We start from the raw sequence: 25,351 nt of genomic DNA, 5'->3' as shown, positions 1-25,351 counted from the left end.
TGGCGTTTTTCTTTGGGCCAGGGTTGTGAACCCGTCTCGAGCGCAGCGTTTATTTCAGCACTTGCTTCAAGAATTGGCCGATGGCCGTAATTTCTTCCGGGCAAACGGCGTGGGGCATGGGGTACACATTCCACTGCACTTGGTAGCCCATCGCTTCCAGCTGTTGGCGGCTGGCCTCGGCCCGAGTAATCGGTACGACCGGGTCCATGCTGCCATGGGCCATGAAAATGGGTGTGTTCTGGTTGGCTTGATGGCGCTCGTTCGCCACGGCACCAGCCAAAGGCAGGTAACCGGACAAACAGACCATGCCTGCCAGACGCTCGGGCAGGCGCAATGCGGTTTGCAAGGTCATGGCGCAGCCTTGGGAAAAGCCAGCCAAGACGATGTTCTCGGTCGGGATGCCACGGGCATTTTCACGAGCGATCAAATTCTGCACTTCGATTTGGGATTGGCGCAGGCCGCTTTCGTCTTCGTGGCGCACCAGGTCGGCAACATAAATGTCGTACCAGGAACGCATGGCCATGCCGCCGTTAATGGTCACGGGCTGGATGGGGGCGTGCGGGAAGATAAAGCGGATAGCCGGGGCGTTTTGCAAACCCAGTTCTGGCACGATGGGCGCAAAATCATGGCCATCGGCACCTAAGCCGTGCAGCCAGATAATGGCATGCTGGGGGTTGGCACCGGTTTCAATCTCAATCGACTCAAGCAGAGGGTTCATGGGGACTCCGAAAGATCTACCAAGGTCTTGATGTACTGGTACAGGGCGCGGTAGTGCTTGCGCTGTGGGTCCTGGCCTTGTTCCAGCGTTGCGTTTTTCTGGGCTTCTTTGCGTCCGGCACGAATCAAGGTGCGCAGTTGCTGGATGTCGGCACCCGCAAATTCATTCATAAATTCGGTCAGAGCGTCGTCATCACGCAACAACAGATCGCGCAAAGCCTCCAGCCTATGCATGGCACGGGTGTCTTCTTTGGAGCCGTTTTCCCAAACATCCAGTTGTTTCAGGATAGGGTCGGGGTCGACGTGACGCATCAGCTTGCCCACATAGTGGATCTGCCGACGGCGGCCCTCGCGGGCGGTCGGGCTGATGCGCTTGGCATCCTTGATGGCAGCCATCAGGGGCTCGCCCAGATCCAGCTGCTTGAGCCTGTCGTCAGACAGCTCTATGAGACGCTTGCCCAGATCAAGTAGCGCGTGCATGTCGCGCTTGACCTGTGATTTGCTGGGCCGGTCATATCCGTTTTCATCGATTTCTGTGCGTGGGCGGGACATAAGATGTGAAATAGCAAAGATTGTCGCCAATTGGCTATGATAACCGCCTAACCCTCAAAGAGTAGCAATGAGTCATCCAACTATTTCCCAATTGTCTATCAGCGCCAATCAGTTCCAGTTTTGCGAATTGGTGGATGAGGCGCTGCGACATGCCAAAAAACTGGGCGCCAGTGACGCTGCCGTCGACATTTCTGAAAACAAAGGCTTGGCGGTGTCCGTGCGCCAGCTGGAACTGGAAACGGTAGAGCAGACGCAAGATCGCTCCTTGGGTGTGACCGTGTTCGCCGGCCAGCGCAGTGGCTCGGCATCGACCTCAGACTTTTCTATCAAGGCGCTGCGCGAGACAGTGGAAGCGGCCTGGCACATCGCCCGCTATACCGCTGAAGATCCGTTTGCCGGTCTGCCTGAAAAAGACATGCTGGCCCAAAGCTACCCTGATTTGCACTTGCACCATCCCTGGCTTTTGGACGCGGATCAGGCGGCCAAGCTGGCGATCCGTGCCGAACAGGCGGCGCTGGAGCTAAGCCCGCTGATCACGAATTCTGAAGGCGCGTCTGTGGACACGCTGGAAGGACACTTTGTGATGGGCAATAGCCGTGGTTTTCTGGGCGGCTACCCGTACAGCCGTCATTCCCTGAGCGTCAGCCCCATTGCCGGCAAGGGCGACAATATGCATCGCGACTACTGGTACAGCAGCTCGCGTGACCCCCATCGCTTGGCCAGCCCAGAGTCTGTGGGCCGTTACTCGGCTGAACGTACCTTGTCGCGTCTGTCAGCACGCCGCATTCCTACGGGCCGCTATCCGGTGTTGTTCGAGGCGCCGCTGGCCGTTGGCTTGATTGGCGCCTTGGTGCAGGCCACCAGTGGCTCGGCCTTGTATCGCAAAACCAGCTTTTTACTGGATTCACTGGGCAAATCGGTGATGGCCAAGCACATTGACGTGCTGGAGCGCCCGCATCTGGCCGCTGCAATGGGCAGTGCCCCGTTTGACTCGGAAGGGGTGCGTACCCATGACCGTGATGTGGTGCGTGCTGGGGAGCTGAAAGGTTACTTTCTGTCTTCCTACGCGGGTCGCAAGCTTGGCATGCCTTCGACCGGTAATGCCGGTGGTTCGCACAATTTGCTGCTCAGCTCGCGTCTGACTCGTCCAGAGGATGATCTGGATGCCATGTTGAAGAAAATGGACCGTGGCCTGCTGGTGACCGAGCTGATCGGGCAAGGTATCAACTACCTGACCGGTGATTATTCGCGTGGGGCATTTGGGTATTGGGTCGAAAACGGCCGCATTCAGCATGCGGTGGAAGAAATCACCATTGCTGGCAATCTGGCCGAGATGTTCGCGCAGATTGTGGCTGTGGGTGCCGATACGTTTGGCGCAGGTTCCAAACGCACAGGCTCCATCCTGATCGAGCAGATGTCAGTGGCCGGTTCCTGAGCTGCTGGCCTGGAAAAAACAAATCAGCCCGCAAGGGCTGTTTTGTTTTGGGCGCTTCGCCGCTGCTTCATGTCAACGACCAGACAATATAGGGCCTGATTTGCGGGATAATCCGGGCTTTCCCCGGCCCCTTTCCGGGGCGCGCCAGTGTACTATCCATAGCATAAAAATATTTACCCACTCTCGTCGAATACCCACAAGGAGGTTATTCATGCAGCGTCGCTCGTTTCTGAAGAAGGCAGGTCTTGGCGCCGTAGCCAGTACCGCCGCTATTGCTGCTCCCGCTATTGCCCAAAGCAATCCGAAGATCAACTGGAAGCTGACATCGACTTACGGTCCATCTACCCCGGCCCTGTTCTCGACAGCCCAGGCATTTTGCAAGATGGTGGAAGAGGCCTCGGACGGCAACTTCAATATCCGTTTGTACCCTGCTGGTGAAATCGTTCCCGGTTTTGGCGTGATGGATGCTGTCAGCAACGGTACGGTCGAATGTGGGCAGACGGCTTCTTACTATTACTACGGTAAAGATCCCTCCTTCAGCTTTGACACTGCAGTGCCATTTGGCCTGAACGCGCGTCAGATGAATGCCTGGATGCAGGAAGGGAACGGCACTAAGCTGCTGCGTGAATTGTTCGCCACTCGCAATATCGTCAACTTCGCATTCGGTAATACGGGCACCCAGATGGGTGGTTGGTACCGCAAGGAAATCAATTCCCTGGAAGACCTGAAAGGTCTGAAGATGCGTACTGCCGGTTTTGCCGGTGAAGTGCTGGCCCGCATGGGTGTTGTGCCTCAGCAAGTGCCACCGGGCGATATTTACCCATCGCTGGAAAAAGGCACGCTGGACGCCGTTGAATTCGTAGGACCTGTAGACGACGAGAAACTGGGCTTTCAGAAAGTGGCCAAGTACTACTACTACCCCGGTTGGTGGGAAGGTTCGGCCCAGGTGTCCCTGTACGTGAACGATGCCGCTTTCCAATCGTTGCCCAAGCAATACCAGTCCCTGATTGAAATTGCTTCGCGTGCTGCCGGTGAGCGCATGATTTCCCAGTACGACGCCCAAAGCCCAGGCGCATTGCGTCGCCTGATCGCCAGTGGCGCTGTTCTGAAAGCGTTCCCCCGTGATGTGATGGACGAGTCCTTCAAGACCTCCAACATTCTGTACAAGGAGTTCTGCGACAAGGACCCCATGTTCAAGAAGATTCACGATGACTACATGGGCTTTCGTGACGCGATTGTGCCTTGGTTCCGTGTGGCTGAAGGCTCTTACGACAACTACCTGGGCATTGCTTTGGCAAACCAGAAAAAAGGCTAATCCTGCCAGTTCGCCCGGCCAGACTGATCTGTTCCGGGCTGCCAGGCCAGTTTTACCTGCCCTTGCTTTCTTTTTGGAGAGCAGGGGTTTTTTTATGGCATTCAGGATAGGAAGAGTAGGGCGCATTCCCCTATGTAGCGCCCTAGCTATGTGGCGAAAAGCCCTTGTTGTCACACAAAACTCTCGTGTTATCCACTATTTATGCTATTATGGCGAGCTATTTGGCAGAAATGCACGGGCGGAATATAACGTCTTGGCAGGGCCGAATGGAGCCGCCCAGCCTTTATAAGCGGGTGGATTGTATGGGCCAAGCATGTTGCTTTGACCCAGAATTTTAATATTTAGGAACCATCATGAAGACCTTCGTGGCCAAGCCGCTTGAAGTCAAACGTGACTGGTTTGTGATTGACGCTAAAGGCAAAGTCCTTGGTCGTGTGGCCAGCGAAGTCGCACGCCGTTTGCGTGGCAAGCACAAACCCGAATATACCCCTCACGTTGATACCGGCGATTACATCATTATCATCAACGCTGCTGACATTGCCGTGACCGGTAACAAAGCGCAGGATAAGAAGTACTATCGTCACTCGAATTACCCAGGCGGTATTTACGAAACCAACTTCCAAACCATGCAAGAGCGCTTCCCTGGCCGTGCCGTTGAAAAGGCCGTCAAGGGTATGTTGCCTAAAGGCCCTCTGGGCTACGCCATGGCCAAGAAACTGAAGGTTTACGCTGGTGCCGAGCATCCTCATAGTGCTCAACAGCCTAAAACTCTGGACATCTAAGGATAGGTCATGATCGGTAACTGGAATTACGGTACGGGCCGTCGCAAGACCTCCGTCGCTCGTGTCTTCATCAAGAAGGGTTCGGGCCAAATCGTGGTCAACGGCAAGCCTGTTGACGAGTATTTCGCTCGTGAAACGGGTCGCATGATTGTTCGTCAGCCTTTGGTGCTGACCAACCATGTTGAATCGTTTGACATCAAGATCAACGTGCATGGCGGCGGCGAAAGCGGCCAAGCCGGTGCTGCCCGTCACGGCATCACCCGCGCTCTGATCGACTACGACGCAACACTGAAGACCGAGCTGAAACAAGCTGGCCTGGTGACTCGTGACGCTCGTGCTGTTGAGCGTAAGAAAGTCGGTCTGCACAAAGCACGTCGCCGCAAACAGTTCAGCAAGCGTTAATTCGCCACGCTACCTGTTTATGGTGCTCAAAAACCCCGGACCCGTCCGGGGTTTTTGTTTGCTGGCTACATTTGTCCCTCTTTGTCGGCTCTGGTGCTTGAGATGAAGCGGGACTACGTTAAGATAGAATTTTTGCTCGTCTCTCTTTCAGGAAAGTTCATGGCTACACATAGCGATACCCGGATCAAGGTAGGGATTGTCGGCGGTACAGGTTACACCGGGGTCGAGTTGCTGCGTCTGTTAAGTCAGCACCCCCAGGTAGAGCTGGTCGCCATTACCTCGCGTAAAGAAGATGGCGTGCCTGTGTCGGATATGTATCCGAACCTGCGCGGTCATGTGGATCTGAAGTTTTCTACCCCTGAAAATGCCAAGCTGGAACAGTGCGATGTGGTGTTTTTTGCCACTCCGCATGGCGTGGCCATGAGCCAAGTAGAACGTCTGCTGGAAGCGGGCGTGCGCGTAATTGACCTGGCCGCAGACTTCCGCTTGCAAGACACGGACGTATTCCAGAAGTGGTACAAGATGGAGCACAGCTGCCCGCAGGTGCTGCGTGAATCGGCCTACGGTTTGCCAGAACTGCTGCGCGACAAGATTTCTGAAGCTAAAGTGATTGGTAATCCCGGCTGCTACCCCACTACTGTATTACTGGGCTTGGCCCCGTTGCTGGAAGGCGGCAAGCCGCTGGTCGATACGCAGCATCTGATCGCTGACTGCAAGTCCGGTGTGTCCGGCGCGGGTAAGGGCGCATCTGTGCCTAATCTGTTTGCTGAAGCCAGCGACAACTTCAAAGCCTATGGGGTGTCGGGCCACCGTCATCATCCAGAAATTGTGGAGCAGCTGCAGCGTTTGGCTGGCGGCCCGGTCGGTTTGACCTTCGTGCCCCACCTGGTGCCCATGATTCGCGGCATGTTCTCTACGATTTATGCGCGCATCAAGCCAGAAGCCATGGATACCGATTTCCAGGCTTTGTACGAACAGCGTTATGCCCAAGAAGCCTTTGTAGATGTGCTGCCTGCTGGCACCTTGCCTGAAACCCGCTCGGTACGCGCTTCCAATCAGTTGCGTATCTCCGTGCAGCGCCCTGGCAATGGCGATCAGCTGATTATCCTGGTGGTGCAGGACAATCTGGTTAAAGGTGCTTCTGGTCAGGCGGTGCAAAACATGAACATCTTGTTTGGCTTGCCAGAACAAACTGGCTTGAAACACGTCGCTATTTTGCCTTGACGGGAACTTGCCTTTGGTGAGCATGTCAAATATTTATGGCCGAATCACCGCAAATCCCTCGTAATACTGTTGCTCCCTCCCGTTCGCGGGGCGGAGCGAGTACTATCGGACTAGCTGTATTGGTGGGTGTGCTATTGGGTGGTGGGAGCTTATGGCTTTACCGCAGCCTGACTCAGCCTGCCGACCAGTCCGAACAAATACAGTTGGCTATGCAGAATTTAAAGCGTAGCCAGCAATCCTTGCAGCAGATCCAAAGCGAATTTGAAGTCCTGCGTGGGCAGCTGGTTCTGGAAGAGAGCACACGCAAGGGTCTGGAAAAGTCTTTGTTGTCTACCCAGACGGAGCTTGCGCAGACACGTGAACAACTGGCCTTTTACGAGCAGTTGCTCCCGCCTGGCCCTAGTGGCTCGGTTACTGTCCGTGCCTTGGACATCAGCCAGCGTGGCGATTTGCTGGAGTACAAAGTGCTCTTGCAGCGTAACGCCCCAGAAGGAAAGGCTTTTTCTGGTCGCCTTCAGTTTCAGCTGACTGGGCGGCAAGATGGAAAAACCGTTAAAATCGATCTGTCACCAAGTTCTGGGCCAGACTCTGTACTGGCGGAATCGTCTTTAGAACAGATCGATCCTTTGATTTTGAACTTTAATCAGTTTCAGCGCGCGATGGGCTGGCTTGCTTTGCCGCCAGGCTTTGAGCCCACTGCCTTGACGCTGAACGTCCTGGAAGGAAGCGTTATTCGAGCCTCCCGCCAGGAAAAAATCGTCCGGCCAGACTGAACTCACCCGACCCCCGGGTGGTCATGTGCAAGGCGATCACATGATAATTATTCATGCCGGCGGGGGCCGGCAGGAGAACCACATGAGCACTCTTACCGAATCCGTTGATCTGCAAGCCCCTCCATCTCCTTTGGTCTTTACCGATGCTGCTGTTGGCAAAGTCCGTGAGTTGTTGATTGAGGAAGGCAGCCCCGAGCTGAAACTGCGCGTATTTGTGCAGGGCGGCGGCTGTTCCGGCTTCCAGTACGGCTTTACCTTTGACGAACTGGTTAACGACGACGACACCATTATTGATAAAGACGGCGTGCAACTGCTGGTTGACGCCATGAGCTTCCAATATCTGGTGGGTGCAGAAATTGATTACAAAGACGATCTGGACGGCGCTCAGTTCGTAATTCGTAATCCAAACGCGACAACTACCTGCGGTTGCGGCTCGTCGTTCACGATGTAAGCACGCAATGCTGGCGCTGATTGTTTGGCGCTGACAGCTTTGGCAGGTTTGTACACAAACACCCCAGACTCTGAATGCAGAGTCTGGGGTGTTTTATTTGTGGGCTTCTAATAGGGCTGGGAATTCGGGCGCGGAGCTGTGGTTCACAGGCATGCCGCGGAATGAGTCAGCCCTGGTCTCTTGGACATCCGACTGAGGGGCAAACAGGATGCTTTATTTGTCCTAGCTCGCCGTTTCTTGTGGATCCGAGACCATGAGGCGATTTTTTTTCGACGAGGAAGCTGCGGAGCGTCTTCCCAGGTATGAGCGTGTCGGTTTTGGCTCTGAGCGCCCTACTAAAAGACCGTAGGTCCTTTAAGAGGCTTGCTTATGCTTAATGCCGCTTTTAAGCCTTATAGCTCTTAAGCTGGATAGCAAGCGCCCAGCACCGTGGCGTGTCTTGCGCCTGTCACAGCGGGCAACCCGGCAGGAATGCGTTCGATATGGGCGTAGGCCAGCCAGGCAAAAGCCAGCGCTTCGATCGATTGTGGGTCCATGCCTAGCTCCGCGCTGGAGCGAATGGGTATGCTTAGCAGTGCGCTCAAGCGTTTCAGCATGGCAGGATTGGCTGCACCACCACCGCACACAATCAGTTCTTGAAGCTGATCAGCATACGGCTTGATGGCCTGTGCCACGCTGTGCACAGTCAAGTCCATCAAGGTGGATTGAACAACGGCGGGTTGAAGTGCAGCTTCCGGATCAACGCGATCTAAATGGTGCTGTAACCATCCCAGGTTGAACAGGTCACGGCCTGTGGATTTGGGTGCAGGCAGGGCGAACCAGGGTTCACTCAGCAGGCTGGCAAGCAGGGCAGGGTTGGACGCAGCGCTATTGGCCCATTCCCCATCTTTGTCATACGGCAGGCTTTGGTGCTTTTGAATCCAGGCATCCAGCAGCATATTGGCCGGGCCAGTATCAAAGCCGAATACATCTTGCCCAGGTAGTAGCAGAGAGATGTTGGCGATGCCGCCCAGGTTTAGAATGACGCGCCCGTGCTCATGACGAAAAAGCGCCTCATGAACAATAGGTACCAAAGGTGCACCTTGCCCGCCCGCTGCAATATCCCGGCTGCGGAAATCCGCAATCACATCAACCCCGCAGCGTTCCGCCAGCAGAGCAGGTGCATTCAATTGCAGGGTGTAGCCCAGATCGGGAGCGTGACGGATGGTCTGCCCATGTACGCCTATGGCGCGTACGAAGGCTTTCTCTGGCCCTTGAGTCCATGGCTGGCAGGCTTGGGCGTAAAGTTCAGTCAGCTGCAAGGCGGCGATGCTGGCGCGAGCCAATTCGTTATGCCCTGGGTGCTGCAGCGCTAGCAGCTCGTCTCGCAGAGCGGCTGGCATAGGTAGGCTGTGCGTTTTGTGTATCTGTGCCCCCTGTGGACCGAAAGAGGCCAGCACGGCATCGACTCCGTCCATGCTGGTACCAGACATCAGTCCGATAAACAGGGGGGCTTGCATAGCTTAGCGACTGGCCAGCTTTACCGGTTCAGCGTCCGTGTGCAGCAAGGCGAAGCTGTTCTGGTAGGAAGCCAGTGTTTGCTGGAACTGCTTGCGCTGAGGCGCATCCAGTACGCGAGCAACCGGCAGGTCTACCGACAGCGGATCGACCGCTCTTTTAGCAATACGGAATTCGTAATGCAGGTGCGGACCTGTGGCCCAACCGGTAGAACCTACATAACCAATCAGCTGACCCTGCTCAACGCGATCACCCTGGCGCAGACCAGCAGCGAAGCGGCTTTGGTGGGCGTATAGCGTAGTGAACTCGCCGTGATGCTTGAGGATGATGGTGTTGCCGTAGCCGTTTTGACGACCAATAAATTCAACCTTGCCATCCGCAGTGGCGTGAATCGGCGTGCCCGAAGGGGCTGCGTAATCCACACCCTTGTGATCACGCCAGCCGCCATGAACGGGGTGGCGGCGACCACCAAAGGTCGAGCTGATACGGGAGAATTTCAGAGCCGTACGCAGGAAAGCACCTTTCAGGCTTTGGCCGCTGAAATCGTAATAACCACCGGAGCCGTTTTCGGGTTGGAACCAGGCCGCCTCATGGGCTTTGCCTTGGTTGATGAATTCAACGGCCAGCAAGCGGCCGGAACCAACGTCCTGGCCTTCGTGGCCGTAGGATTCATAGACCACGCGGAAGCTGTCGCCTTTGCGCAGATCTTTCAGAAAGTCGATTTTGCTGCCCATCACGTCTGCCATTTGCAGGGTGATGTTGTCGGGAATACCGGCCTGTTCACTTGCACCAAACAGCGAGCTGTTGATGGTGGCCTGAGCCACGCGTACCTGGGTTTGAGTCAGGTCGGTTTCTTCCAAGGCAATAAAGCCGTCTTCGCCATTGGGGCGAACTTCCAGCCAGCGTGCCAGACCTTGGCCGGTTTGCTCGGAATAGGGGGTGTGGCGGTAGCGCAGCCACTGCAGATTGCCATTGGCATCCAGTGCGGCTTGTACGGTACGGCCAGGGTAGAGCTTGTAAATCGAACGAGCCTGCTTGTCGTGCGTCAGAAATTGCAACAAGCCTTCTTCACTGATCTGCATGCGCTGCAGCAAGGCAGACAAGGTGTCGCCACGGCGGATGCGGGTTTCAGTGATGTAGGCTTGCTGATCCTGGGCTTGAAGGACAGTCAGGTCTGCGGGTAGGGTCAAGGCCGTGCGGGCCTGATAGATGATGGGTTCCGGGCTGCTGGGCATGACCACAGCCAATGCGCCAGCGGCGACAAAGGAACCTAAGGCTAATGTGATTAGGCCTGCACGGATAACTAGGGCTCGGGCGCGCCGAGGCTGGTGGATGTCGAGGTGGGAGGAGGAGCTTTTCCCTTTGCTGAACATAAAACCAGAACCTTGTTGGACGTACAGTTCACCGTCCACCCGGCAGGCAGGCGGAGGTCAGTTGTACTGGGCGGACAAAACATTCCTGCCCTGGCAATCTGACCTGCGCGGGAATGATAAAATAATTTGGTGTTTACGAAACCTTGCTCAATATATAGGCACGTGTCGCAATAGCAGGCTATCCTAGCGCATTAGGCTATATTTTTCGAGCATTTTTACTCTTTAGTTTGTCACCAGATTTGTTATGTCATCCCCCTCAGAGCCCCTTTCTCCAGAAGTCCTGGCTGATTTAGCCATTGTTAAACGCGGCTGCGACGAATTGCTCGTCGAATCCGAGTTTGCCCGCAAACTGGCGCGCAGCCATGCAACGGGGCAGCCACTGCGGATCAAGCTGGGCCTGGACCCGACGGCTCCCGACATTCACTTGGGGCACACGGTGGTGCTCAACAAGATGCGTCAGCTGCAGGACTTGGGGCACACCGTCATTTTCCTGATTGGCGACTTCACCTCCACCATTGGTGATCCAAGCGGCCGCAATACAACTCGCCCGCCTTTGACGCCTGAGCAGGTCATCTCCAACGCCAAGACCTATTACGATCAGGCAGCGCTGGTTCTGGACCCCGCCCGCACCGAAGTTCGCTACAACTCGGAGTGGTGCGACAAGCTCGGTTCGCGGGGCATGATTCAATTGGCTTCGCGCTATACCGTGGCCCGCATGATGGAGCGTGATGACTTCACCAAACGCTTCAAAGCGAATCAGCCTATTTCGGTGCACGAATTCTTGTATCCCTTATTGCAGGGCTACGATTCGGTCCAATTGAAAGCGGATGTGGAATTGGGTGGTACTGACCAGAAATTTAATTTGCTGGTCGGTCGTGAATTGCAAAAAGAATATGGTCAGGAACAGCAATGCATTTTGACCATGCCATTGCTGGTGGGTTTGGACGGCGTAGAAAAGATGTCCAAATCCAAAGGCAATTACATTGGTATCAGTGAAACGCCGGACTCCATGTTCGGCAAGTTGATGTCCATCTCCGACACCTTGATGTGGCGCTACTTCGAGCTGCTGTCTTTCCGCAGCCTGGAAGATATTGCCGGCCTGCAAAAGCAGATTGAAGAAGGCCGTAACCCGCGCGAGGTCAAAGTCGAGCTGGCACAGGAAATTGTCACTCGCTTTCACAATGCGCAAGCAGCGGCACAGGCACTGGAAAACTTCGATGCCCGTTTCCGTCGCGGTGAAATGCCCGAAGACATGCCTGAAGTCACCGTTGCCGGTGAACTGAACCTGCTGCGCGTCTTGCGCGAAGCTGGTTTGGTGGCCTCGGGTAGCGAAGCTCAGCGCAATGTGGAGCAGGGCGGTGTGCGCATCGATGGTGAGCGTGTGGAAGACAAAGGTTTGCAACTGGAGCCGGGCAGCTATGTGCTGCAGGTGGGCAAGCGCAAATTTGCGCGCGTCACCTTGACCGGCTGATTGATTGTGGAGGTCTGCAATGAAACTACGTAGTGATTCTTTTCAAGATCAGAACGTGATTCCCGAGCGTCTGGCATTTTGTCGCTATGACGCGCAATCGCGAGTCGCATTGGCCGGTAACGCCAATCCGCATTTGGAATGGTCCGATGTTCCCGAGCAGACCCAATCTTTTGTGGTCATTTGCCACGACCCTGATGTACCCAGCCAACCGGACGATGTGAACCAGGACGGGCGTGAGGTACCGGCAGATCTGCCTCGGGTGGACTTCTTTCATTGGGTCTTGATCAACATCTCGCCCGAACTCAGAAGCCTGGCCGAAGGTTCTTACTCCAAAGGCATCACACCACGTGGTAAAGCCGGTCCTTTAGCGTTGGACGAGACTCGTCAGGGCGTGAACGACTTTACCAACTGGTTTGCCAGCGACCGCGACATGAACGGTGATTACTTTGGCTACGATGGCCCGTGCCCTCCGTGGAACGATGCCTTGCCGCACCGCTATGTCTTTACGGTTTATGCCTTGGATATTGCTGAGCTTCCCCTGGAGGGACGCTTCACCGGCCAAGACGTGTTACGTGCGATGGAAGGCCATATTCTGGGTCGTGCTGCCTTGACCGGCTTGTATACCTTGAATCCCCGCTTGATCCAGAAATCTTGAAGCCACACAGGGCGGACTGATTGAGTTTTTTTCATATTCTCTTGAGTCCGCCTGCTGCCGCCTTACTTATTTCCACATTTTTTGGGGTTTCTGCCACCGAAGGCGTTTGTCTCGGTGGTTTGTCGCGCTTCCGCGCTAAAATGCTGCTTTCTTAGTTTGCTACTACTTTACCCTTAGGAACCCTCATGTTTGACCGTTCTGCGACTCTTGACAAAGTTGACCCCGATTTGTGGGCTGCGATTCAAAGCGAAGATGTGCGCCAGGAGCAGCACATTGAGCTGATCGCCTCGGAAAACTACACCAGCCCTGCCGTTATGCAGGCCCAGGGCACCCAGCTGACCAATAAATACGCTGAAGGTTACCCAGGCAAGCGTTACTACGGCGGTTGCGAATTCGTGGACGTGGTCGAACAACTGGCTATTGACCGCTTGAAAGAGCTGTTTGGTGCTGAAGCCGCCAACGTGCAGCCTAACTCCGGCTCGCAAGCTAACCAGGGCGTGTACATGGCTGTGCTCAAACCGGGTGACACCGTTTTGGGTATGAGCCTGGCTGAAGGTGGTCACCTGACTCACGGTTCCCCTGTGAACGCATCGGGCAAACTGTACAACTTTGTGTCCTACGGTCTGGACGAAAACGAAGAGCTGGACTACGACCAACTGGAGCGCCTGGCCAAAGAGCACAAGCCCAAGCTGATCGTGGGTGGTGCTTCGGCTTACGCCCTGCGTATCGACTTTGAACGCATGGCTCGTATTGCGCATGAAAACGGCGCTCTGTTCATGGTGGACATTGCTCACTACGCAGGTCTGGTTGCGGGTGGTGCTTACCCCAACCCCGTGCCTCACGCTGACTTTGTGACTTCCACAACGCACAAGTCCCTGCGCGGCCCTCGTGGTGGCGTCATCATGATGAAAGCCGAACACGAAAAAGCCATTAACTCGGCTATTTTCCCCGGCATTCAAGGCGGTCCACTGATTCACGTCATCGCTGGTAAGGCTGTGGCATTCAAGGAAGCCTTGGCTCCTGAATTCAAGGACTACGCTGCTCAGGTCGTGAAAAACGCTGACGTTCTGGCTCGCACTCTGGTTGAGCGTGGCCTGCGTATCGTGTCTGGTCGCACCGAAAGCCACGTCATGCTGGTGGATCTGCGTCCTAAGGGCATCACCGGTAAAGTGGCTGAAGAAGCGCTGGGCAAAGCTCACATCACCGTCAACAAGAACGCCATCCCTAACGACCCCGAGAAGCCATTTGTCACCAGCGGCGTTCGTTTGGGTACACCTGCCATGACCACTCGCGGCTTTAAAGAAGCTGAAGCGGAATTGACGGCGCACCTGATTGCTGATGTACTGGACAACCCTCACGACGAAGCCGTTTTGGCGGACGTTCGTCGCCGTGTACATGAGCTGACTGCCAAGTTGCCTGTGTACTCCAAGTAATCCAGCCGGAGCGGGCCGTAAGGCCCGCGATCTTGAATGAAGTGTCCGTTCTGCCACCATGCCGATACCCAGGTGATCGATTCTCGAATCACCGAAGAAGGCGACGCCATACGGCGACGTCGTAAATGCTCGGACTGTGAACGGCGCTTCACGACTTACGAACGTGCTGAATTGAGCTTGCCCGTTGTGGCCAAGCGCAACGGCACCCGTATGGAATTTGATCCCGCACGTTTGCGGACCAGCATGGGCGTGGCGCTGCGCAAGCGCTCCATCCCAATGGCTCAAGTCGATGCCGCGGTACAGCGCATCGAAGAAAAACTTCAACTGACTGGTGAACGCGAAGTCTCCTCCGAGACCATCGGCGAGCTGGTCATGGCCGAGCTCAAGCAGCTGGATCAGGTAGCGTATGTACGCTTTGCCTCGGTCTACAAGAGCTTTAAAGACATCCGAGAGTTCGTGCAGGCGATCGATGAAATGAACGATCCCGGCCGCAACTAAGGCTTATGGTCGAGCAAGAAGACGTCATCTGGATGCGGCAAGCCCTGGAGCTGGCCGAACAATCTTTATATATCAGTGCCCCCAATCCACGCGTCGCCTGCCTGATCGTGCGTGATGGTCAATTGCTGGCCTCGGGTTCGACCCAGCAAGCGGGTGGCCCACATGCCGAAGTCATGGCCTTGCAACAGGCGCGGGAACGTGGCGTGAACGTGGCAGGAGCCACCTTTTACGTCACCCTGGAGCCATGTAGCCACCACGGGCGTACGCCTCCTTGTGCTGATGCGCTGGTCAAGGCCGGTGCTGGGCGTGTGGTGTTTTCCATGTATGACCCCAATCCCTTGGTAGCAGGACGTGGAGCCACACGTTTGCGTCAGGCGGGAATTACGGTGGACGGCCCTTTATGCGTAGAGCAGGCACTGGCGATCAACGCCGGTTTCTTTGCTCGTATGACGCGATCCCGACCCTGGCTGTGGATGAAAATGGCGGCCTCTTTGGATGGCCGCAGTGCATTACCGGATGGGCGTTCGCAATGGATTACCGGACCGCAGGCGCGCGATGATGGCCATCATTGGCGCGCGCGCAGTTGCGTCGTATTGACGGGTATCGGAACCGTAAATGCCGACAATCCCCTGATGAACGTACGAGCCGTGTCTACGCCACGACCACCGATCAAGGCGGTGTTGGATACGCATCTGCGTCTGGACCCTAATGCAGCTTTGCTGGATGGCACCCAATGCTGGGTGTTCACGCATCGTCGCGACCCGGAGCGCGAAGCTCAATTGGCGGATCGCAATGCCCTAGTTATTCCCATGCCCTTGCACGAAGGCCAAGTGGATGTTCGGGCGGTACTGGATTGGATGGCAGAGCAGCAGGTCAATGAAATCCATGCGGAAGCAGGGGCGCGCCTTTCCGGTGCTTTGATTGATGCGGGTGTCGTGGATCAACTATTGATGTATCTGGCCCCTAAAATTCTGGGGCAGGGGCGTGGTGTAGCGGATATTACCGCCTTGTCCGGACTGGACGATGTTGAACCCTTCGAGTTCACTGATGTGCGCTTATTCGGTGCCGACCTGCGAGTTCTGGCGCGCCAGCGTGACCATTGGGAAGCCTTGTTGCAGGCAGTGGGTGGGGCCTCTCCATCGGATTTTGAGTAAGCGCTATACGCGTTCATCCCGACGCTGAAACGACAGGCTCTACATTTAGCCAACGAAAAAATTTGAACACTTGCGTTACAAGGATAAGTTCTGCTATTATTATGGACTTGGCATTAGCAGCTTCAAATTGCTTGCCAAACGAACAATTAGGACAGGTGGCCGAGCGGTTGAAGGCGCACGCCTGGAAAGCGTGTATACGTTTATAGCGTATCGGGGGTTCGAATCCCCCTCTGTCCGCCAAGAATTCAGTACCTAAAAACCCGCCCTGCGCAAGCTAGGCGGGTTTTTTGTTGTCTGCGATCGCTTGGCTGAGGGACAAAGCAGGCCCTACGGCATTTAAGGAATCAGACTCAGGCGGTCGACCTCGAATTCAGTTTTGCGCAAACCCTTGTCAAATTCGCCTGTCAGTTCTACTTTCCGTTCGGCGTTAATGGTCTGCCCAGCGGGGAAATCTTCGTTGTCGATTTCTACCGTGATGCGGCCTGTGGCATCCTCAAAAATGTAGCGTTCGTCGCCTTCAAACGATACCAAACGACCTTGTAAACGAGCGATCTGATCATCGCGGCCGGTGTCCAGTAGCTGTTTGACGGTGACGAGCGGTACGTTGCTGGGGCCCGAGTAGGAGCCCGGAGCACTGGCCGCTTGTGGGGCATTGTTGGGGCCGGTGTAGCTGGTGGGTTGCGCGATGGCGACGGTGGTGCCAAGAGTAAGCAGGGCGGCGGCGAAGGTGGGGAAAGTGAATCGCATGGTTGGGTTTCCTGTATCGGGTGAATGTTCCGCCGATTGCGGAATGGTTTTATTAGAAACCCCGAACCTGAAGGAAATCTGAAGACGCTCAGTTTGCTGGAAAATCCAGTACCACGCCCAGGCCCTGGCCCTCTAGCCCGTCTTCAAAAGACAGCTTGGCATCATGCAAGGCAGCGATACGCGCCACGATGGACAAACCTAATCCGTTGCCTGGCTGCCCGGTGCCAAGTACACGAAAGAATTTTTCTCCCAAACGGGTCCGTTGATCGGGAGGCACACCAGGCCCATTGTCACGGACCGCAAGACGCACACCACCGTCGGACCGGTGTGTGGTTTCGATTCGTACCCGGGCCCCTGCGCCGCCGTAGAGCACGGCATTGCCAATCAGGTTGCGTAACGCACTGCTTAACAAGACGGGGGCAGCCTGCAGCGTTGTCACTGCTAACGCTCGCTCAATATTCACAGGTAGAGCGGGCAGCGATGGACTCAAACTGTCCAGAATCTGATTCAGATCTACGGTTTCACGTTTCAAAGGTTCGGCCTGCGGCTCCAGTCTTGTTAAAGCCAACAGGCTTTCTACCAGGGCAGTGCAACGGTCCAGATCAGTGCGCAACTGCTGCAGATGAGCGTCTGGCAGTTGAAGTTCCCGTTCGATCAATTGAACACGCATGCGCAGGCCAGCCAGTGGAGTGCGCAGCTCGTGCGCTGCATCGGAGGTAAATCGCCGCTCACTCTCAAGCGCTGCAGATAGACGAGCCATCAGGGCATTCAGTGCGTCCAGTATGGGTTGCAACTCGCGTGGCGGGTTTTCACCCTGCACGGGCGTGAGGTCATCGGGTGATTTGGCGTTGATGTGTCTGGCAGTGTCCTCCAGAGGGCGCATTAGGCGTCGAATCAATAGCCAGCTTAGTACGCCCAACAAAGCGAGCAAACCCAATGCGGGCCAGATCAGGTTCTCGGCCATGTCCTCTAGAAGCTCCAGCCGTTCCTTCATGGGCTGAGCGACTTGCGCAGTCACCCCTTCAGGCCCTGGGCGGACATACACCCGCCAGAGCTCATCGTCGATCCAGACCGTGCTGGTGACTTCGCGTCTGGCTTGGGGCAAAAAGGCCGTCTTTGGGGTGTCGTCGCCACGCAGCAGGACCTGGCCGTCCGCTGCCACCAACTGGTAATACATGCGTAGCTTGAGTGCGTCACCACGGTTCAGGAGTGCGCCGGGTGTACGGGGAGTCGCCTGCGCCCCTTGCGGGTCCAGTAACAGCACCAAGCGCGCCCCTTCTTCCAGGGCATCATCAAGAACTTCGCTGGTGGCATGCCAGGCGACACCGACCACAATGGCCAGGCTGACCAGCCACAGACCAATACTTGTTCCCATGACGGTAAGCAGCAGGCGTCGTCGCAAAGACCAGCCGTCCGGCCGTAAAACTGGGGTGTTGGCTCTGGTGCGTCGACGAAGCAGTTTTTGGATCAGGCGTTTCATGTTGGCGCCAGCCCGTAGCCTTGATTACGTACAGTGACGATGAAGTCACTGCCCAGTTTTTTTCGCAGATTGGAGATGTGCACCTCGATGGCGTTGCTTTCTACTTCTTCGCTCCAGCCATAGAGAGCTTCTTCAAGCTGGGCGCGACTTAAAATATGGGTGGGATGGTGCATCAAGGCTTGTAGAATGGCGAACTCGCGCGCTGTCACGGAGACGGGAGCACCGTCCAGCGTGACTCGCTTGGCTGTTGTGTCTATCGTCACTGCGCCGTGACGCCATTCGGGGGCAACTTGTGCTGCACTACGGCGCAATGCAGCACGAACTCGGGCGGATAGCTCTTCAAGGTCAAACGGTTTGACCAGATAGTCGTCTGCACCTAGGTCCAGACCTTGCACTCGGTCAGCCAGCGTATCGCGTGCCGTGATGACGATGACGGGCACCTGAGCATGAGAGGCATTGGCCCCCCGCAGGGCACGCAGCACGGCATCACCATCCAGTCCGGGCAGGCCTCGATCCAGCAATATGCATTGATAGGTATGAGTCGCCAAGGCCGTCGCCACTTGATCGCCGCGTTGCAGCCAGTCCACGGCATAGCCTTCCAGATGCAGCCAAGACTGCAAGGAACTGCCTAAGGAGGGATCATCTTCGATTAGCAGAATACGCATGCGCAAAGCCTAGCAGGGAAAGATGAAGGGAAACTGATGCTAGTGTGGGGCATAGGCCAAAGCAGCCGCAAGCACGTCTGTTGTTTGTCTCGTTGCAGCGTTTTTTGAAAAGCACGAAGGCTATGCGTCTCTCTCCCTGATTGACGTGCTAAATGCTTCGCTGGTTCACCCGCTTTGACAGCTCTTGTGCCGTCTCCTTGCGTTCGCTATATCTATCCACCAGATATTCCGCGCAGTCACGCGTCAGCAAGGTGAATTTAACTAGCTCTTCCATTACATCCACTATGCGATCGTAGTAGGACGAGGGTTTCATGCGGCCTTCGTCATCAAATTCCAGAAAGGCTTTGGCAACGGAAGATTGGTTGGGGATGGTGATCAGGCGCATCCAGCGGCCCAGCACGCGCATTTGGTTCAAGGCGTTAAAGGATTGCGAGCCGCCTGATACTTGCATGACAGCCAGTGTTTTGCCTTGCGTGGGGCGTACCGCACCGATGCTTAACGGTATCCAGTCGATTTGTGCTTTCAGGACGCTGCTCATGGCGCCGTGTCGCTCGGGCGAGGTCCAGACCATGCCTTCAGCCCACTGTACTAACTGGCGCAACTCTTGCACTTTGGGGTGATCGTCTGTTGCTCCATCGGGCAAGGGCAGTCCATGAGGATCGAAGACCCTGGTCTCTGCACCTATTGCTTCCAGCAGTCGCGCTGCTTCTTGTGTCAAAAAACGGCTGTAGGAGCGCTCTCGCAAGGAGCCATACAACAACAGGATTCGGGGTGGATGTGAAGCCCTTTTTTGAGGCAGCAGCTCTGTCAGATCAGGGGTACTAAAAGCGTGTTCGTCCAGATTGGGTAGCTCAGACTTGTTCAATTCTTTGTCCTTTTGCATCAATGACAGCCTCGCCGTCTTCTTTCCAGAATGCACCTTGTTGCGGCTGGGGAAGTATCTCCAGTACCTGTTCAGAGGGGCGGCACAAGCGTGTGCCCAGTGGTGTAACAACGATGGGGCGGTTGATCAGAATCGTGTGCTCCAGCATGAAATCAATCAGTTGCTTGTCACGCCATTTCGGGTCGCCTAATTGCAGCACGTCGTAGGGTGTCCCTTTTTGTCGAAGGACTTCCCGTACGCTCAGGCCGCAGTCTGCAATCAAGCGAAGCAGGGTGGCTCGGTCTGGCGGCGTTTGCAGGTATTCGATGATGGTGGGCTCTTGACCACTATTGCGGATCAGGGCCAGCGTATTGCGGGACGTGCCGCAGGCCGGGTTGTGATAGATGGTGATGGCTGTCATGGCGTCGTGCTCTTTGTCAGGAAGTCAGCTTGTAATACCCAGGCGTAAGGCCAGGGCCGCCAGGGTGATGAGCAGTACGGGGGTAGTCAGGATGGCACCCACCTTGAAGTAATAGCCCCAGCTGATTTTTGTGCCTTTCTGGGCCAGTACGTGCAGCCACAGCAAGGTAGCCAGGCTCCCGATGGGAGTGAATTTAGGCCCCAGGTCGCTACCGATGACATTGGCGTAAATCATGGCTTCTTTGACGGCACCTTCGGCGCTGGAAGCATCAATCGATAAAGCGGTGACCAGCACGGTAGGCATATTGTTCATGACCGAGGACAGCAGGGCCGACAAGATGCCCGTCCCCATTGCAGCACCCCATACGCCAGCCTGGGCGAATTTGTCTAAAAGCAGGGACAGATAATCCGTTAGCCCGGCATTGCGCAGGCCATACACCACCAGATACATGCCTAGCGAGAACACGACGATCTGCCAGGGGGCACCACTCAGCACTTTTTGGGTGCTGATTACTGTTCCACGGGCAGCGACGGCCAAAAGGATAATGGCCCCCACGGCGGCGACCGCGCTGACGGGAATACCTAAAGGCTCCAGTGCAAAAAAGCCTGTCAGCAGTAAAGCCAGCACTATCCAGCCAGCTTTGAAAGTGGCCTTGTCCTTGATAGCTTCAGCGGGCTGTTTCAGTTGCTCAAGACGGTAGTCAGCGGGGATGTCACGCCGGAAATACAGCATCAAGACGATAAGGCTGGCTAGCACGGAAACCAAAGTGACGGGTGTCATGATGGCGGCGTAATCCGCAAAGCCTAATTTGAAATAATCGGCGGAGACGATGTTCACCAGATTGGAGACGACCAATGGCAGGCTGGCCGTGTCTGCAATAAACCCGGCGGCCATCACAAAGGCCAAGGTGGATGCGGGCGAGAAGCCCAGCGCAAGCAGCATAGCCATGACGATCGGGGTAAGAATCAGCGCAGCGCCATCATTGGCAAACAGGGCTGAAACAGCTGCCCCCAGAATCACGATGAAAGCAAAGAGCTTGCGGCCACTGCCAGCCCCCCATCGTGCAACGTGTAGTGCTGCCCATTCAAAAAAACCGGCTTCATCCAGCACCAGACTGATGATGATAATAGCGACAAAGGTGGCCGTGGCGTTCCAGACGATGCCCCAGACTACGGCCAGATCCGTCCACTGCACCACACCCATAAGCAGAGCGGCGGCAGCACCCAGACTTGCGCTCCAACCTATGCCCAGCCCTTTGGGTTGCCAGATCACCAGCGTCAACGTAGCAATGAAAATGAGTACGGCAGTGAACATAACAGGCAATTCCGGAGAGCGTGTTGGAGTTAAGAATGAGCGCGGCTTTCGACCTTGAGCCAGGGGCGGCAACTTTGCGGTTGGTGGGTCAGCGTGGCGGGCAGGAGGTGGGGCTTGGGGTGCAAGCCTGTCCTTGGCAGCAGTTCTCGGTCAGGTAAGCGAGGAGATCGTTCATGGCCGGGAAGGTGGCGCTGTATAGCAAGTTGCGGCCTTGCCGCTCCGCGTGGATCAGCTGCGCATTGTTTAATTCCTTTAAATGAAAGGAAAGAGCGTTTGGCGCGATGCCCAGTTGCTCTGCCAGGATTCCGGGCGTAAGCCCGTCAGGGCCTGCCACGACTAGTGCACGAAACACTCGTAAGCGGGCTTCGTGGGCCAGAGCGGCCAGAGAACGGATAACTTGAGATTCTTCCATGGGAAAATAATACAACAATTCATGAATTATTGAATAGTAGCTGGTAAGTTTTACTGCTTTAGACATGTATGCAAGGTGTTGCGGGAGGTCTTGCATGGAGACGTTTTATCGCCGCTAGTGCTTCTGCGCAAAGGCACATGGCTAGGCTAAGGGGGTGGCGCTCAGGGGCTATAGGTGGAGATCTTGCTTTCGTTCACATCGCCAACTGCTCACAAAGCCACTCTGCAAAGGTGTTTGCACGTGGGTTTTGATCCAGAGCTTGTGGTGATAGCAGGTAATAAGCGGAGCCGTCTTTGCTAAAGCCGTGTGGGGCGATCAACTGGCCGCTGCGCAGTTCTTCGTCGACCATCAGTTTGGACACAATGCTGATGCCTTGGCCCGACAAGGCCGCCTGGATGCACAGGTAGAAGTGTTCCAACTCCAGCTTGCTGCCTTGCCGTAATGCTTGGCGAGTAAGACGTGCCCACGTTGCCCAGGCTTTGGGGCGGGAGCTGCTATGCAGCCTTACTTGCTTGGACGCCTCTGTGTGTTGCAGGTAGCCGGGCTGGCAGACGGGGCCGATCATTTCATCGCATAGCTTCAGACCAAACACCGAATCCGCCCAATGAAAGTCGTCGCGGCGTATGGCCAGATCAATACCCATTTTGGAAAAGTTGACTGGCCCGCCTGCGGTCATCAAGTGCACGGTGATGGTGGGGTGCAAGGCATGGAAATCCCCCAAGCGCGGGATCAGCCATTTCATGGCGATAGTAGGTTCGCAAGAGACGGTCAGGGCATGTTCGCGCTGGGTCTGCTGCAGTTGGTACACCACATCCTCCAACCGTTCGAACATGGGGGCGGTGACATGTAAAAGCTGGCGGCCTGCAGGGGTCAGAAATACAGCGCGGTTGCGACGCTCAAACAGTTCCACACCCAAGGATTCCTCCAACGCCCGAATCTGGCGACTGACAGCCCCGTGAGTGACGTGCAGTAGTTGAGCGGCCTGTACAAAACTGCCTGCCTGAGCAGCGGTATCGAAGTAGCGGAAGGCCGTAAGGCTGGGGATGTGCATAGTCGATGAAAACTCACAGAAGGGGCGCAGGATTTATCGTTTTTAAATTAGCACAGGATTATCAATAATGAAATGATCCAAAAGGGTGTTGGGTTTGAAAAATGCTGTGTCCAGGCAAGGAGTTGGCCTTGTTCTGATAAATGATAAATCCTTAGCTATGAAATAAGGGAAGAGCTGCCCTTCTTATAAGCAGGAAAAGAACGTTTTGTCTCCGAAGTACAGGTTTTTTTCCGGCTTGGGAGTCTCCTCAGAACCCGGTGCTCGAAATCCCTGCTTCAGTCCCCCGTCTTCCACAAAATCAAGGTTGTTTTAAAAATGCATGAACTCTTGGCCTTTGCCACTATCACTATCTTGGCGGTGATCAGCCCTGGGCCTGATTTTGCGATGGTCACTCGCAATGGTTACTTGTTTGGTCGCCAGATTGGCCTGATTTCCGCCCTGGGGATTGCGGCCGGGGTGCAGGTTCATGTGGTCTACACCGTGCTGGGGGTGGCGATCTTGATTACCCAGTCGCCCAGCTTGTTTCTGATAATGAAAGTGGCGGGGGCGGCATACCTGATGTATCTGGGCTATATGTCGTTCCGCAACCGCAAGCCCTTGAATACAGCGGGTGGGCCAGACTATGCGCCTACTGCCTGGCAAGCTTTTGGGATGGGGTTTTTGACCAATGCTTTAAACCCGAAAACCATGCTCTTTGTGGTGGCGACGTTCACCCAGTTGGTCCAGCCTGACGCCCCCCTTTGGCTGAATTTTGCCTATGGGTTTTTTATGTCCTTTGCCCATTGGGTCTGGTTCAGTGTGGTGGCAATTGTGTTTTCAAATCCACGCTTACGCGCCGCTCTGTTGGCTCGGCAAGTGCTGCTGGACAGAGGCATTGGGCTTGCCTTGTTTGGTTTAGGCGCTTCACTGCTGTTCAGCAAGGCACTGGCATAGGAGGAGGCTGTGATTTTTTTGAGAAAGTCAGGCCATCCCGTAAAGCGAGTTTATTACGTTGCCAGATTATTTAAATTTATAGATAAATCTTTTTATTTTTAATTTTTCGATTTTATTTTTAATTTATTTTTATTAATGTTTTATATGGTTGTTGATAATAGAAATTTAAATTTATAAAAAATAATATAAATAATAAATTAAAAACAAAATAAGCTATTTTTCGTCATTTATAGAGAAATAAATGGGTATAGTTTGCAAGCCGAAGTAATAGGTTTCGATACTACTTGTAGATAGGGAGACAAGAATGGCTTGCAATCACCTAAACGCGAAAGTTGCAGCAGGTTCCTGCCTGGCTCTTTTCGCATCCGTTGCGCTGCACGGCGGCGCCATGGCCCAGACGCCTGATCCCAGGCTGGATACCAGTCAGCTTTATGCTGATGTGCACTTCCACGCATCCAATTATGCGATGCAAGGTATTTCTTTAAAGGAATATGCACAGCGCTATATGAGTGCGGACCGGCAGCAAATTGTTCGCTCCACCATCATGCCAATCCCCTTGCAACAACGCTGGGACGGTTTCGAGCAATATCAGGTGCAGTCGGGCGATCAGATGTATGGCCCGAACTACTACATCGGTTCCAAGGCCGATCTGTATTACTACTCGTTTGTAGACGCCATGTTTGCGCGCGAATATGAAAGGCTGGAGCCCCAATATCAGGAAAAGCTGGACGTCATGATTACGGCCTTCAATCCCATGGATGTGTACGCCTCGCAGCACATCAAGCGTGCCGTATTAAGCTTTCCCGGCGTGTTTTCCGGGGTGGGCGAATTCACTATTCATAAGGAATTGGTGTCCAGCAAGCTGGCGGGTGAAACGGTAGAGGAAACCAAGGCTCCTTCCGTGCCTTTGCCGCCGGATGCAGGCGATGGCAGCAAGGTGTCGCTATATTCCGAATCTTTAGAGTATCTGTTCAAGACGATTGAAGAAGTCGGGCTGGTCGCTATTTTGCACAATGATATGTATCGGGTAGAGGTGAATTACCTAGGCGAGCTGGAGCAGGCCTACCCCGATCAGGATTATGTGGATGGCCTAAAGCACGTATGCGGACATGCGCCCAATGCCAAAGTTGTCTGGGCGCATACGGGTCTGGGGCGTTTTGTGAAACCCACCAGCGATCACATCACGCGCGTAAAGCGTGTGCTCGATGCCTGCCCGAATTGGTCTACCGATATTTCCTGGGATCTGGTGCAGGACTATATGCTCAATCCGGAGCCGGGCATGCCTACTCAGCAAGCATGGTTGGCCTTTTTCAAGGAGTATCAGAACCGGATTTTGTGGGGTTCGGATGTGGTGATCTTTACGCGTAATCGCTTTGAATCTGACCCACCTACGTCGGTACAGCCGGGTGGCGTCATGAGCCCGGATCAATACCATGCCGACCTGTCCAAAATGAAGGACTTTTTGGATGAGTTACCGGTGGCCATTGGCAACAAGATTCGCTATGAAAACTATGTACGCCTGTTTAATCGGGCCCGGTTTTCAGTGCGAGCGTGGGAACGCGAGAACGCAGACCAAAACATCTGGGATATTGCTACGCCCGCTCATCCTTGATGGGGGCCACGCTTAGTTTGAAAGCAGTACTGACGTAGAAGGGCAGGGCTTGTAGGCCCAAACTTTTCTCAAACGTCTTTGTGCTTTCAGCGTGATCCAAAGAAATGCCTTCCTAAATGAAC

26 protein-coding genes and 1 tRNA gene are annotated in these 25,351 nt (G+C 55.0%); 15 read left to right on the top strand and 12 right to left on the bottom strand.

From position 1 onward, the window contains the following. Window positions 1-49: 49 nt before the first annotated feature. Together AC1RSM_RS14105 and yjgA are read right to left on the bottom strand one after the other, a co-directional pair. Complete coding sequence (locus AC1RSM_RS14105) at window positions 50-718, bottom strand: alpha/beta hydrolase (RefSeq protein ID WP_492933175.1); 669 nt, start codon at window positions 716-718, stop codon at window positions 50-52. Continuing rightward, window positions 715-1,269, bottom strand: coding sequence for a ribosome biogenesis factor YjgA (yjgA, locus tag AC1RSM_RS14100; RefSeq protein WP_492933174.1), 555 nt, complete (start codon window positions 1,267-1,269; stop codon window positions 715-717). Before yjgA ends, AC1RSM_RS14105 begins: the two co-directional genes overlap by 4 nt. Before the next feature lie 67 nt (window positions 1,270-1,336). Here yjgA and pmbA point away from each other — a divergent pair, with 67 nt between their 5' ends. The 7 genes from pmbA to erpA all read left to right on the top strand — a co-directional run bounded on the left by pmbA (window position 1,337) and on the right by erpA (window position 7,651). Then, on the top strand, window positions 1,337-2,704 hold the full coding sequence (gene pmbA, locus AC1RSM_RS14095) for a metalloprotease PmbA (protein ID WP_492933173.1): 1,368 nt from the start codon (window positions 1,337-1,339) through the stop codon (window positions 2,702-2,704). Window positions 2,705-2,915: 211 nt separating this feature from the next. Continuing rightward, entirely contained in the window at window positions 2,916-4,019 is a 1,104-nt protein-coding gene (locus tag AC1RSM_RS14090) for a TRAP transporter substrate-binding protein (RefSeq protein WP_492933172.1), read from the top strand. A 353-nt stretch (window positions 4,020-4,372) separates the two neighbouring features. Further along, window positions 4,373-4,801 (top strand): 50S ribosomal protein L13, encoded by a 429-nt coding sequence (gene rplM / locus AC1RSM_RS14085; protein WP_094197715.1) that lies wholly within the window; start codon window positions 4,373-4,375, stop codon window positions 4,799-4,801. 9 nt (window positions 4,802-4,810) lie between these two features. Further along, the gene (gene rpsI, locus AC1RSM_RS14080) at window positions 4,811-5,203 is read left to right on the top strand and encodes a 30S ribosomal protein S9 (RefSeq protein WP_189392419.1); all 393 of its coding nucleotides are present in this window, start codon (window positions 4,811-4,813) and stop codon (window positions 5,201-5,203) included. A 159-nt stretch (window positions 5,204-5,362) separates the two neighbouring features. Beyond that, complete coding sequence (argC, locus tag AC1RSM_RS14075; protein WP_492933171.1) at window positions 5,363-6,427, top strand: N-acetyl-gamma-glutamyl-phosphate reductase; 1,065 nt, start codon at window positions 5,363-5,365, stop codon at window positions 6,425-6,427. Between the two features lie 35 nt (window positions 6,428-6,462). Then, window positions 6,463-7,200, top strand: a complete 738-nt coding sequence (locus AC1RSM_RS14070) for a DUF6776 family protein (RefSeq protein WP_492933170.1) — start codon at window positions 6,463-6,465, stop codon at window positions 7,198-7,200. A gap of 82 nt (window positions 7,201-7,282) precedes the next feature. Next, window positions 7,283-7,651, top strand: coding sequence for an iron-sulfur cluster insertion protein ErpA (erpA, locus tag AC1RSM_RS14065; protein ID WP_492933169.1), 369 nt, complete (start codon window positions 7,283-7,285; stop codon window positions 7,649-7,651). Between the two features lie 401 nt (window positions 7,652-8,052). Here the strand turns inward: erpA and AC1RSM_RS14060 are convergent, their stop codons facing one another. Together AC1RSM_RS14060 and AC1RSM_RS14055 are read right to left on the bottom strand one after the other, a co-directional pair. Continuing rightward, on the bottom strand, window positions 8,053-9,150 hold the full coding sequence (locus tag AC1RSM_RS14060) for an anhydro-N-acetylmuramic acid kinase (RefSeq protein WP_492933168.1): 1,098 nt from the start codon (window positions 9,148-9,150) through the stop codon (window positions 8,053-8,055). A 3-nt stretch (window positions 9,151-9,153) separates the two neighbouring features. Then, window positions 9,154-10,383, bottom strand: coding sequence for a M23 family metallopeptidase (locus AC1RSM_RS14055; RefSeq protein ID WP_492933167.1), 1,230 nt, complete (start codon window positions 10,381-10,383; stop codon window positions 9,154-9,156). A 382-nt stretch (window positions 10,384-10,765) separates the two neighbouring features. On the opposite strand from AC1RSM_RS14055, the gene tyrS reads away from it, so the two are divergent. The 6 genes from tyrS to AC1RSM_RS14025 all read left to right on the top strand — a co-directional run bounded on the left by tyrS (window position 10,766) and on the right by AC1RSM_RS14025 (window position 15,972). Further along, window positions 10,766-11,992, top strand: a complete 1,227-nt coding sequence (tyrS, locus tag AC1RSM_RS14050) for a tyrosine--tRNA ligase (RefSeq protein WP_492933166.1) — start codon at window positions 10,766-10,768, stop codon at window positions 11,990-11,992. A gap of 19 nt (window positions 11,993-12,011) precedes the next feature. Next, the gene (locus AC1RSM_RS14045; protein WP_492933165.1) at window positions 12,012-12,647 is read left to right on the top strand and encodes a YbhB/YbcL family Raf kinase inhibitor-like protein; all 636 of its coding nucleotides are present in this window, start codon (window positions 12,012-12,014) and stop codon (window positions 12,645-12,647) included. Window positions 12,648-12,832: 185 nt separating this feature from the next. Then, window positions 12,833-14,080: a serine hydroxymethyltransferase gene (gene glyA / locus AC1RSM_RS14040; RefSeq protein WP_492933164.1), complete on the top strand. Its 1,248-nt coding sequence runs from the start codon at window positions 12,833-12,835 to the stop codon at window positions 14,078-14,080. A 36-nt stretch (window positions 14,081-14,116) separates the two neighbouring features. After that, window positions 14,117-14,578, top strand: coding sequence for a transcriptional regulator NrdR (gene nrdR / locus AC1RSM_RS14035; RefSeq protein ID WP_492933163.1), 462 nt, complete (start codon window positions 14,117-14,119; stop codon window positions 14,576-14,578). Between the two features lie 5 nt (window positions 14,579-14,583). Beyond that, window positions 14,584-15,732: a bifunctional diaminohydroxyphosphoribosylaminopyrimidine deaminase/5-amino-6-(5-phosphoribosylamino)uracil reductase RibD gene (ribD, locus tag AC1RSM_RS14030; RefSeq protein ID WP_492933162.1), complete on the top strand. Its 1,149-nt coding sequence runs from the start codon at window positions 14,584-14,586 to the stop codon at window positions 15,730-15,732. Window positions 15,733-15,881: 149 nt separating this feature from the next. Beyond that, window positions 15,882-15,972, top strand: a tRNA-Ser gene (locus AC1RSM_RS14025). Window positions 15,973-16,068: 96 nt separating this feature from the next. On the opposite strand, the gene AC1RSM_RS14020 is transcribed toward AC1RSM_RS14025, so the two are convergent. The 8 genes from AC1RSM_RS14020 to AC1RSM_RS13985 form a co-directional block, all read right to left on the bottom strand. Further along, window positions 16,069-16,479 carry a YgiW/YdeI family stress tolerance OB fold protein gene (locus tag AC1RSM_RS14020; RefSeq protein ID WP_492933161.1) on the bottom strand — a complete coding sequence of 137 codons (411 nt, stop codon included), beginning with the start codon at window positions 16,477-16,479 and terminating at the stop codon, window positions 16,069-16,071. Window positions 16,480-16,567: 88 nt separating this feature from the next. Continuing rightward, window positions 16,568-17,959 carry an ATP-binding protein gene (locus tag AC1RSM_RS14015; RefSeq protein ID WP_492933160.1) on the bottom strand — a complete coding sequence of 464 codons (1,392 nt, stop codon included), beginning with the start codon at window positions 17,957-17,959 and terminating at the stop codon, window positions 16,568-16,570. Continuing rightward, a complete protein-coding gene (locus AC1RSM_RS14010; protein WP_492933159.1) occupies window positions 17,956-18,624 on the bottom strand; it encodes a response regulator transcription factor in 669 nt (222 codons plus the stop codon). The genes AC1RSM_RS14015 and AC1RSM_RS14010 overlap by 4 nt, the downstream gene beginning before the upstream one ends. A gap of 148 nt (window positions 18,625-18,772) precedes the next feature. Then, window positions 18,773-19,507 carry an arsenical resistance protein ArsH gene (arsH, locus tag AC1RSM_RS14005; protein WP_492933158.1) on the bottom strand — a complete coding sequence of 245 codons (735 nt, stop codon included), beginning with the start codon at window positions 19,505-19,507 and terminating at the stop codon, window positions 18,773-18,775. Further along, the gene (gene arsC / locus AC1RSM_RS14000; protein WP_492933157.1) at window positions 19,476-19,907 is read right to left on the bottom strand and encodes an arsenate reductase (glutaredoxin); all 432 of its coding nucleotides are present in this window, start codon (window positions 19,905-19,907) and stop codon (window positions 19,476-19,478) included. The genes arsH and arsC overlap by 32 nt, the downstream gene beginning before the upstream one ends. Before the next feature lie 24 nt (window positions 19,908-19,931). Continuing rightward, a complete protein-coding gene (locus AC1RSM_RS13995; RefSeq protein WP_492933156.1) occupies window positions 19,932-21,221 on the bottom strand; it encodes an arsenic transporter in 1,290 nt (429 codons plus the stop codon). Between the two features lie 88 nt (window positions 21,222-21,309). After that, window positions 21,310-21,633, bottom strand: coding sequence for an ArsR/SmtB family transcription factor (locus tag AC1RSM_RS13990; RefSeq protein WP_492933155.1), 324 nt, complete (start codon window positions 21,631-21,633; stop codon window positions 21,310-21,312). Between the two features lie 193 nt (window positions 21,634-21,826). Then, complete coding sequence (locus tag AC1RSM_RS13985) at window positions 21,827-22,684, bottom strand: LysR substrate-binding domain-containing protein (protein WP_492933154.1); 858 nt, start codon at window positions 22,682-22,684, stop codon at window positions 21,827-21,829. 315 nt (window positions 22,685-22,999) lie between these two features. On the opposite strand from AC1RSM_RS13985, the gene AC1RSM_RS13980 reads away from it, so the two are divergent. Next, window positions 23,000-23,617 (top strand): LysE family translocator, encoded by a 618-nt coding sequence (locus tag AC1RSM_RS13980; protein WP_492933153.1) that lies wholly within the window; start codon window positions 23,000-23,002, stop codon window positions 23,615-23,617. Window positions 23,618-23,921: 304 nt separating this feature from the next. Further along, the gene (locus tag AC1RSM_RS13975) at window positions 23,922-25,229 is read left to right on the top strand and encodes an amidohydrolase family protein (protein WP_492933152.1); all 1,308 of its coding nucleotides are present in this window, start codon (window positions 23,922-23,924) and stop codon (window positions 25,227-25,229) included. The last annotated feature ends 122 nt before the right edge of the window (window positions 25,230-25,351 follow it).

This window comes from Alcaligenes sp. GW821-FHT11D07 (assembly GCF_058808495.1).
The sequence above is the reverse complement of the archived record's forward strand: the minus strand, read 5'-3'. Positions and strand labels throughout refer to the sequence as shown.

Excerpts from the sequence above, each read along its gene's own strand:
- tyrS (WP_492933166.1), top strand. The coding sequence starts at position 10,766 with ATGTCATCCCCCTCAGAGCCCCTTTCTCCAGAAGTCCTGGCTGATTTA.
- AC1RSM_RS13985 (WP_492933154.1), bottom strand. The coding sequence starts at position 22,684 with ATGCACATCCCCAGCCTTACGGCCTTCCGCTACTTCGATACCGCTGCT.
- nrdR (WP_492933163.1), top strand. The coding sequence starts at position 14,117 with ATGAAGTGTCCGTTCTGCCACCATGCCGATACCCAGGTGATCGATTCT.
- AC1RSM_RS14015 (WP_492933160.1), bottom strand. The coding sequence starts at position 17,959 with ATGAAACGCCTGATCCAAAAACTGCTTCGTCGACGCACCAGAGCCAAC.
- AC1RSM_RS14070 (WP_492933170.1), top strand. The coding sequence starts at position 6,463 with ATGGCCGAATCACCGCAAATCCCTCGTAATACTGTTGCTCCCTCCCGT.
- AC1RSM_RS13980 (WP_492933153.1), top strand. The coding sequence starts at position 23,000 with ATGCATGAACTCTTGGCCTTTGCCACTATCACTATCTTGGCGGTGATC.
- AC1RSM_RS13990 (WP_492933155.1), bottom strand. The coding sequence starts at position 21,633 with ATGGAAGAATCTCAAGTTATCCGTTCTCTGGCCGCTCTGGCCCACGAA.
- erpA (WP_492933169.1), top strand. The coding sequence starts at position 7,283 with ATGAGCACTCTTACCGAATCCGTTGATCTGCAAGCCCCTCCATCTCCT.
- argC (WP_492933171.1), top strand. The coding sequence starts at position 5,363 with ATGGCTACACATAGCGATACCCGGATCAAGGTAGGGATTGTCGGCGGT.
- AC1RSM_RS14020 (WP_492933161.1), bottom strand. The coding sequence starts at position 16,479 with ATGCGATTCACTTTCCCCACCTTCGCCGCCGCCCTGCTTACTCTTGGC.
- AC1RSM_RS13975 (WP_492933152.1), top strand. The coding sequence starts at position 23,922 with ATGGCTTGCAATCACCTAAACGCGAAAGTTGCAGCAGGTTCCTGCCTG.
- yjgA (WP_492933174.1), bottom strand. The coding sequence starts at position 1,269 with ATGTCCCGCCCACGCACAGAAATCGATGAAAACGGATATGACCGGCCC.
- pmbA (WP_492933173.1), top strand. The coding sequence starts at position 1,337 with ATGAGTCATCCAACTATTTCCCAATTGTCTATCAGCGCCAATCAGTTC.
- AC1RSM_RS14010 (WP_492933159.1), bottom strand. The coding sequence starts at position 18,624 with ATGCGTATTCTGCTAATCGAAGATGATCCCTCCTTAGGCAGTTCCTTG.
- AC1RSM_RS13995 (WP_492933156.1), bottom strand. The coding sequence starts at position 21,221 with ATGTTCACTGCCGTACTCATTTTCATTGCTACGTTGACGCTGGTGATC.
- glyA (WP_492933164.1), top strand. The coding sequence starts at position 12,833 with ATGTTTGACCGTTCTGCGACTCTTGACAAAGTTGACCCCGATTTGTGG.
- rpsI (WP_189392419.1), top strand. The coding sequence starts at position 4,811 with ATGATCGGTAACTGGAATTACGGTACGGGCCGTCGCAAGACCTCCGTC.
- arsC (WP_492933157.1), bottom strand. The coding sequence starts at position 19,907 with ATGACAGCCATCACCATCTATCACAACCCGGCCTGCGGCACGTCCCGC.
- ribD (WP_492933162.1), top strand. The coding sequence starts at position 14,584 with ATGGTCGAGCAAGAAGACGTCATCTGGATGCGGCAAGCCCTGGAGCTG.
- AC1RSM_RS14105 (WP_492933175.1), bottom strand. The coding sequence starts at position 718 with ATGAACCCTCTGCTTGAGTCGATTGAGATTGAAACCGGTGCCAACCCC.
- AC1RSM_RS14055 (WP_492933167.1), bottom strand. The coding sequence starts at position 10,383 with ATGCCCAGCAGCCCGGAACCCATCATCTATCAGGCCCGCACGGCCTTG.
- AC1RSM_RS14090 (WP_492933172.1), top strand. The coding sequence starts at position 2,916 with ATGCAGCGTCGCTCGTTTCTGAAGAAGGCAGGTCTTGGCGCCGTAGCC.
- AC1RSM_RS14060 (WP_492933168.1), bottom strand. The coding sequence starts at position 9,150 with ATGCAAGCCCCCCTGTTTATCGGACTGATGTCTGGTACCAGCATGGAC.
- AC1RSM_RS14045 (WP_492933165.1), top strand. The coding sequence starts at position 12,012 with ATGAAACTACGTAGTGATTCTTTTCAAGATCAGAACGTGATTCCCGAG.
- rplM (WP_094197715.1), top strand. The coding sequence starts at position 4,373 with ATGAAGACCTTCGTGGCCAAGCCGCTTGAAGTCAAACGTGACTGGTTT.
- arsH (WP_492933158.1), bottom strand. The coding sequence starts at position 19,507 with ATGCAAAAGGACAAAGAATTGAACAAGTCTGAGCTACCCAATCTGGAC.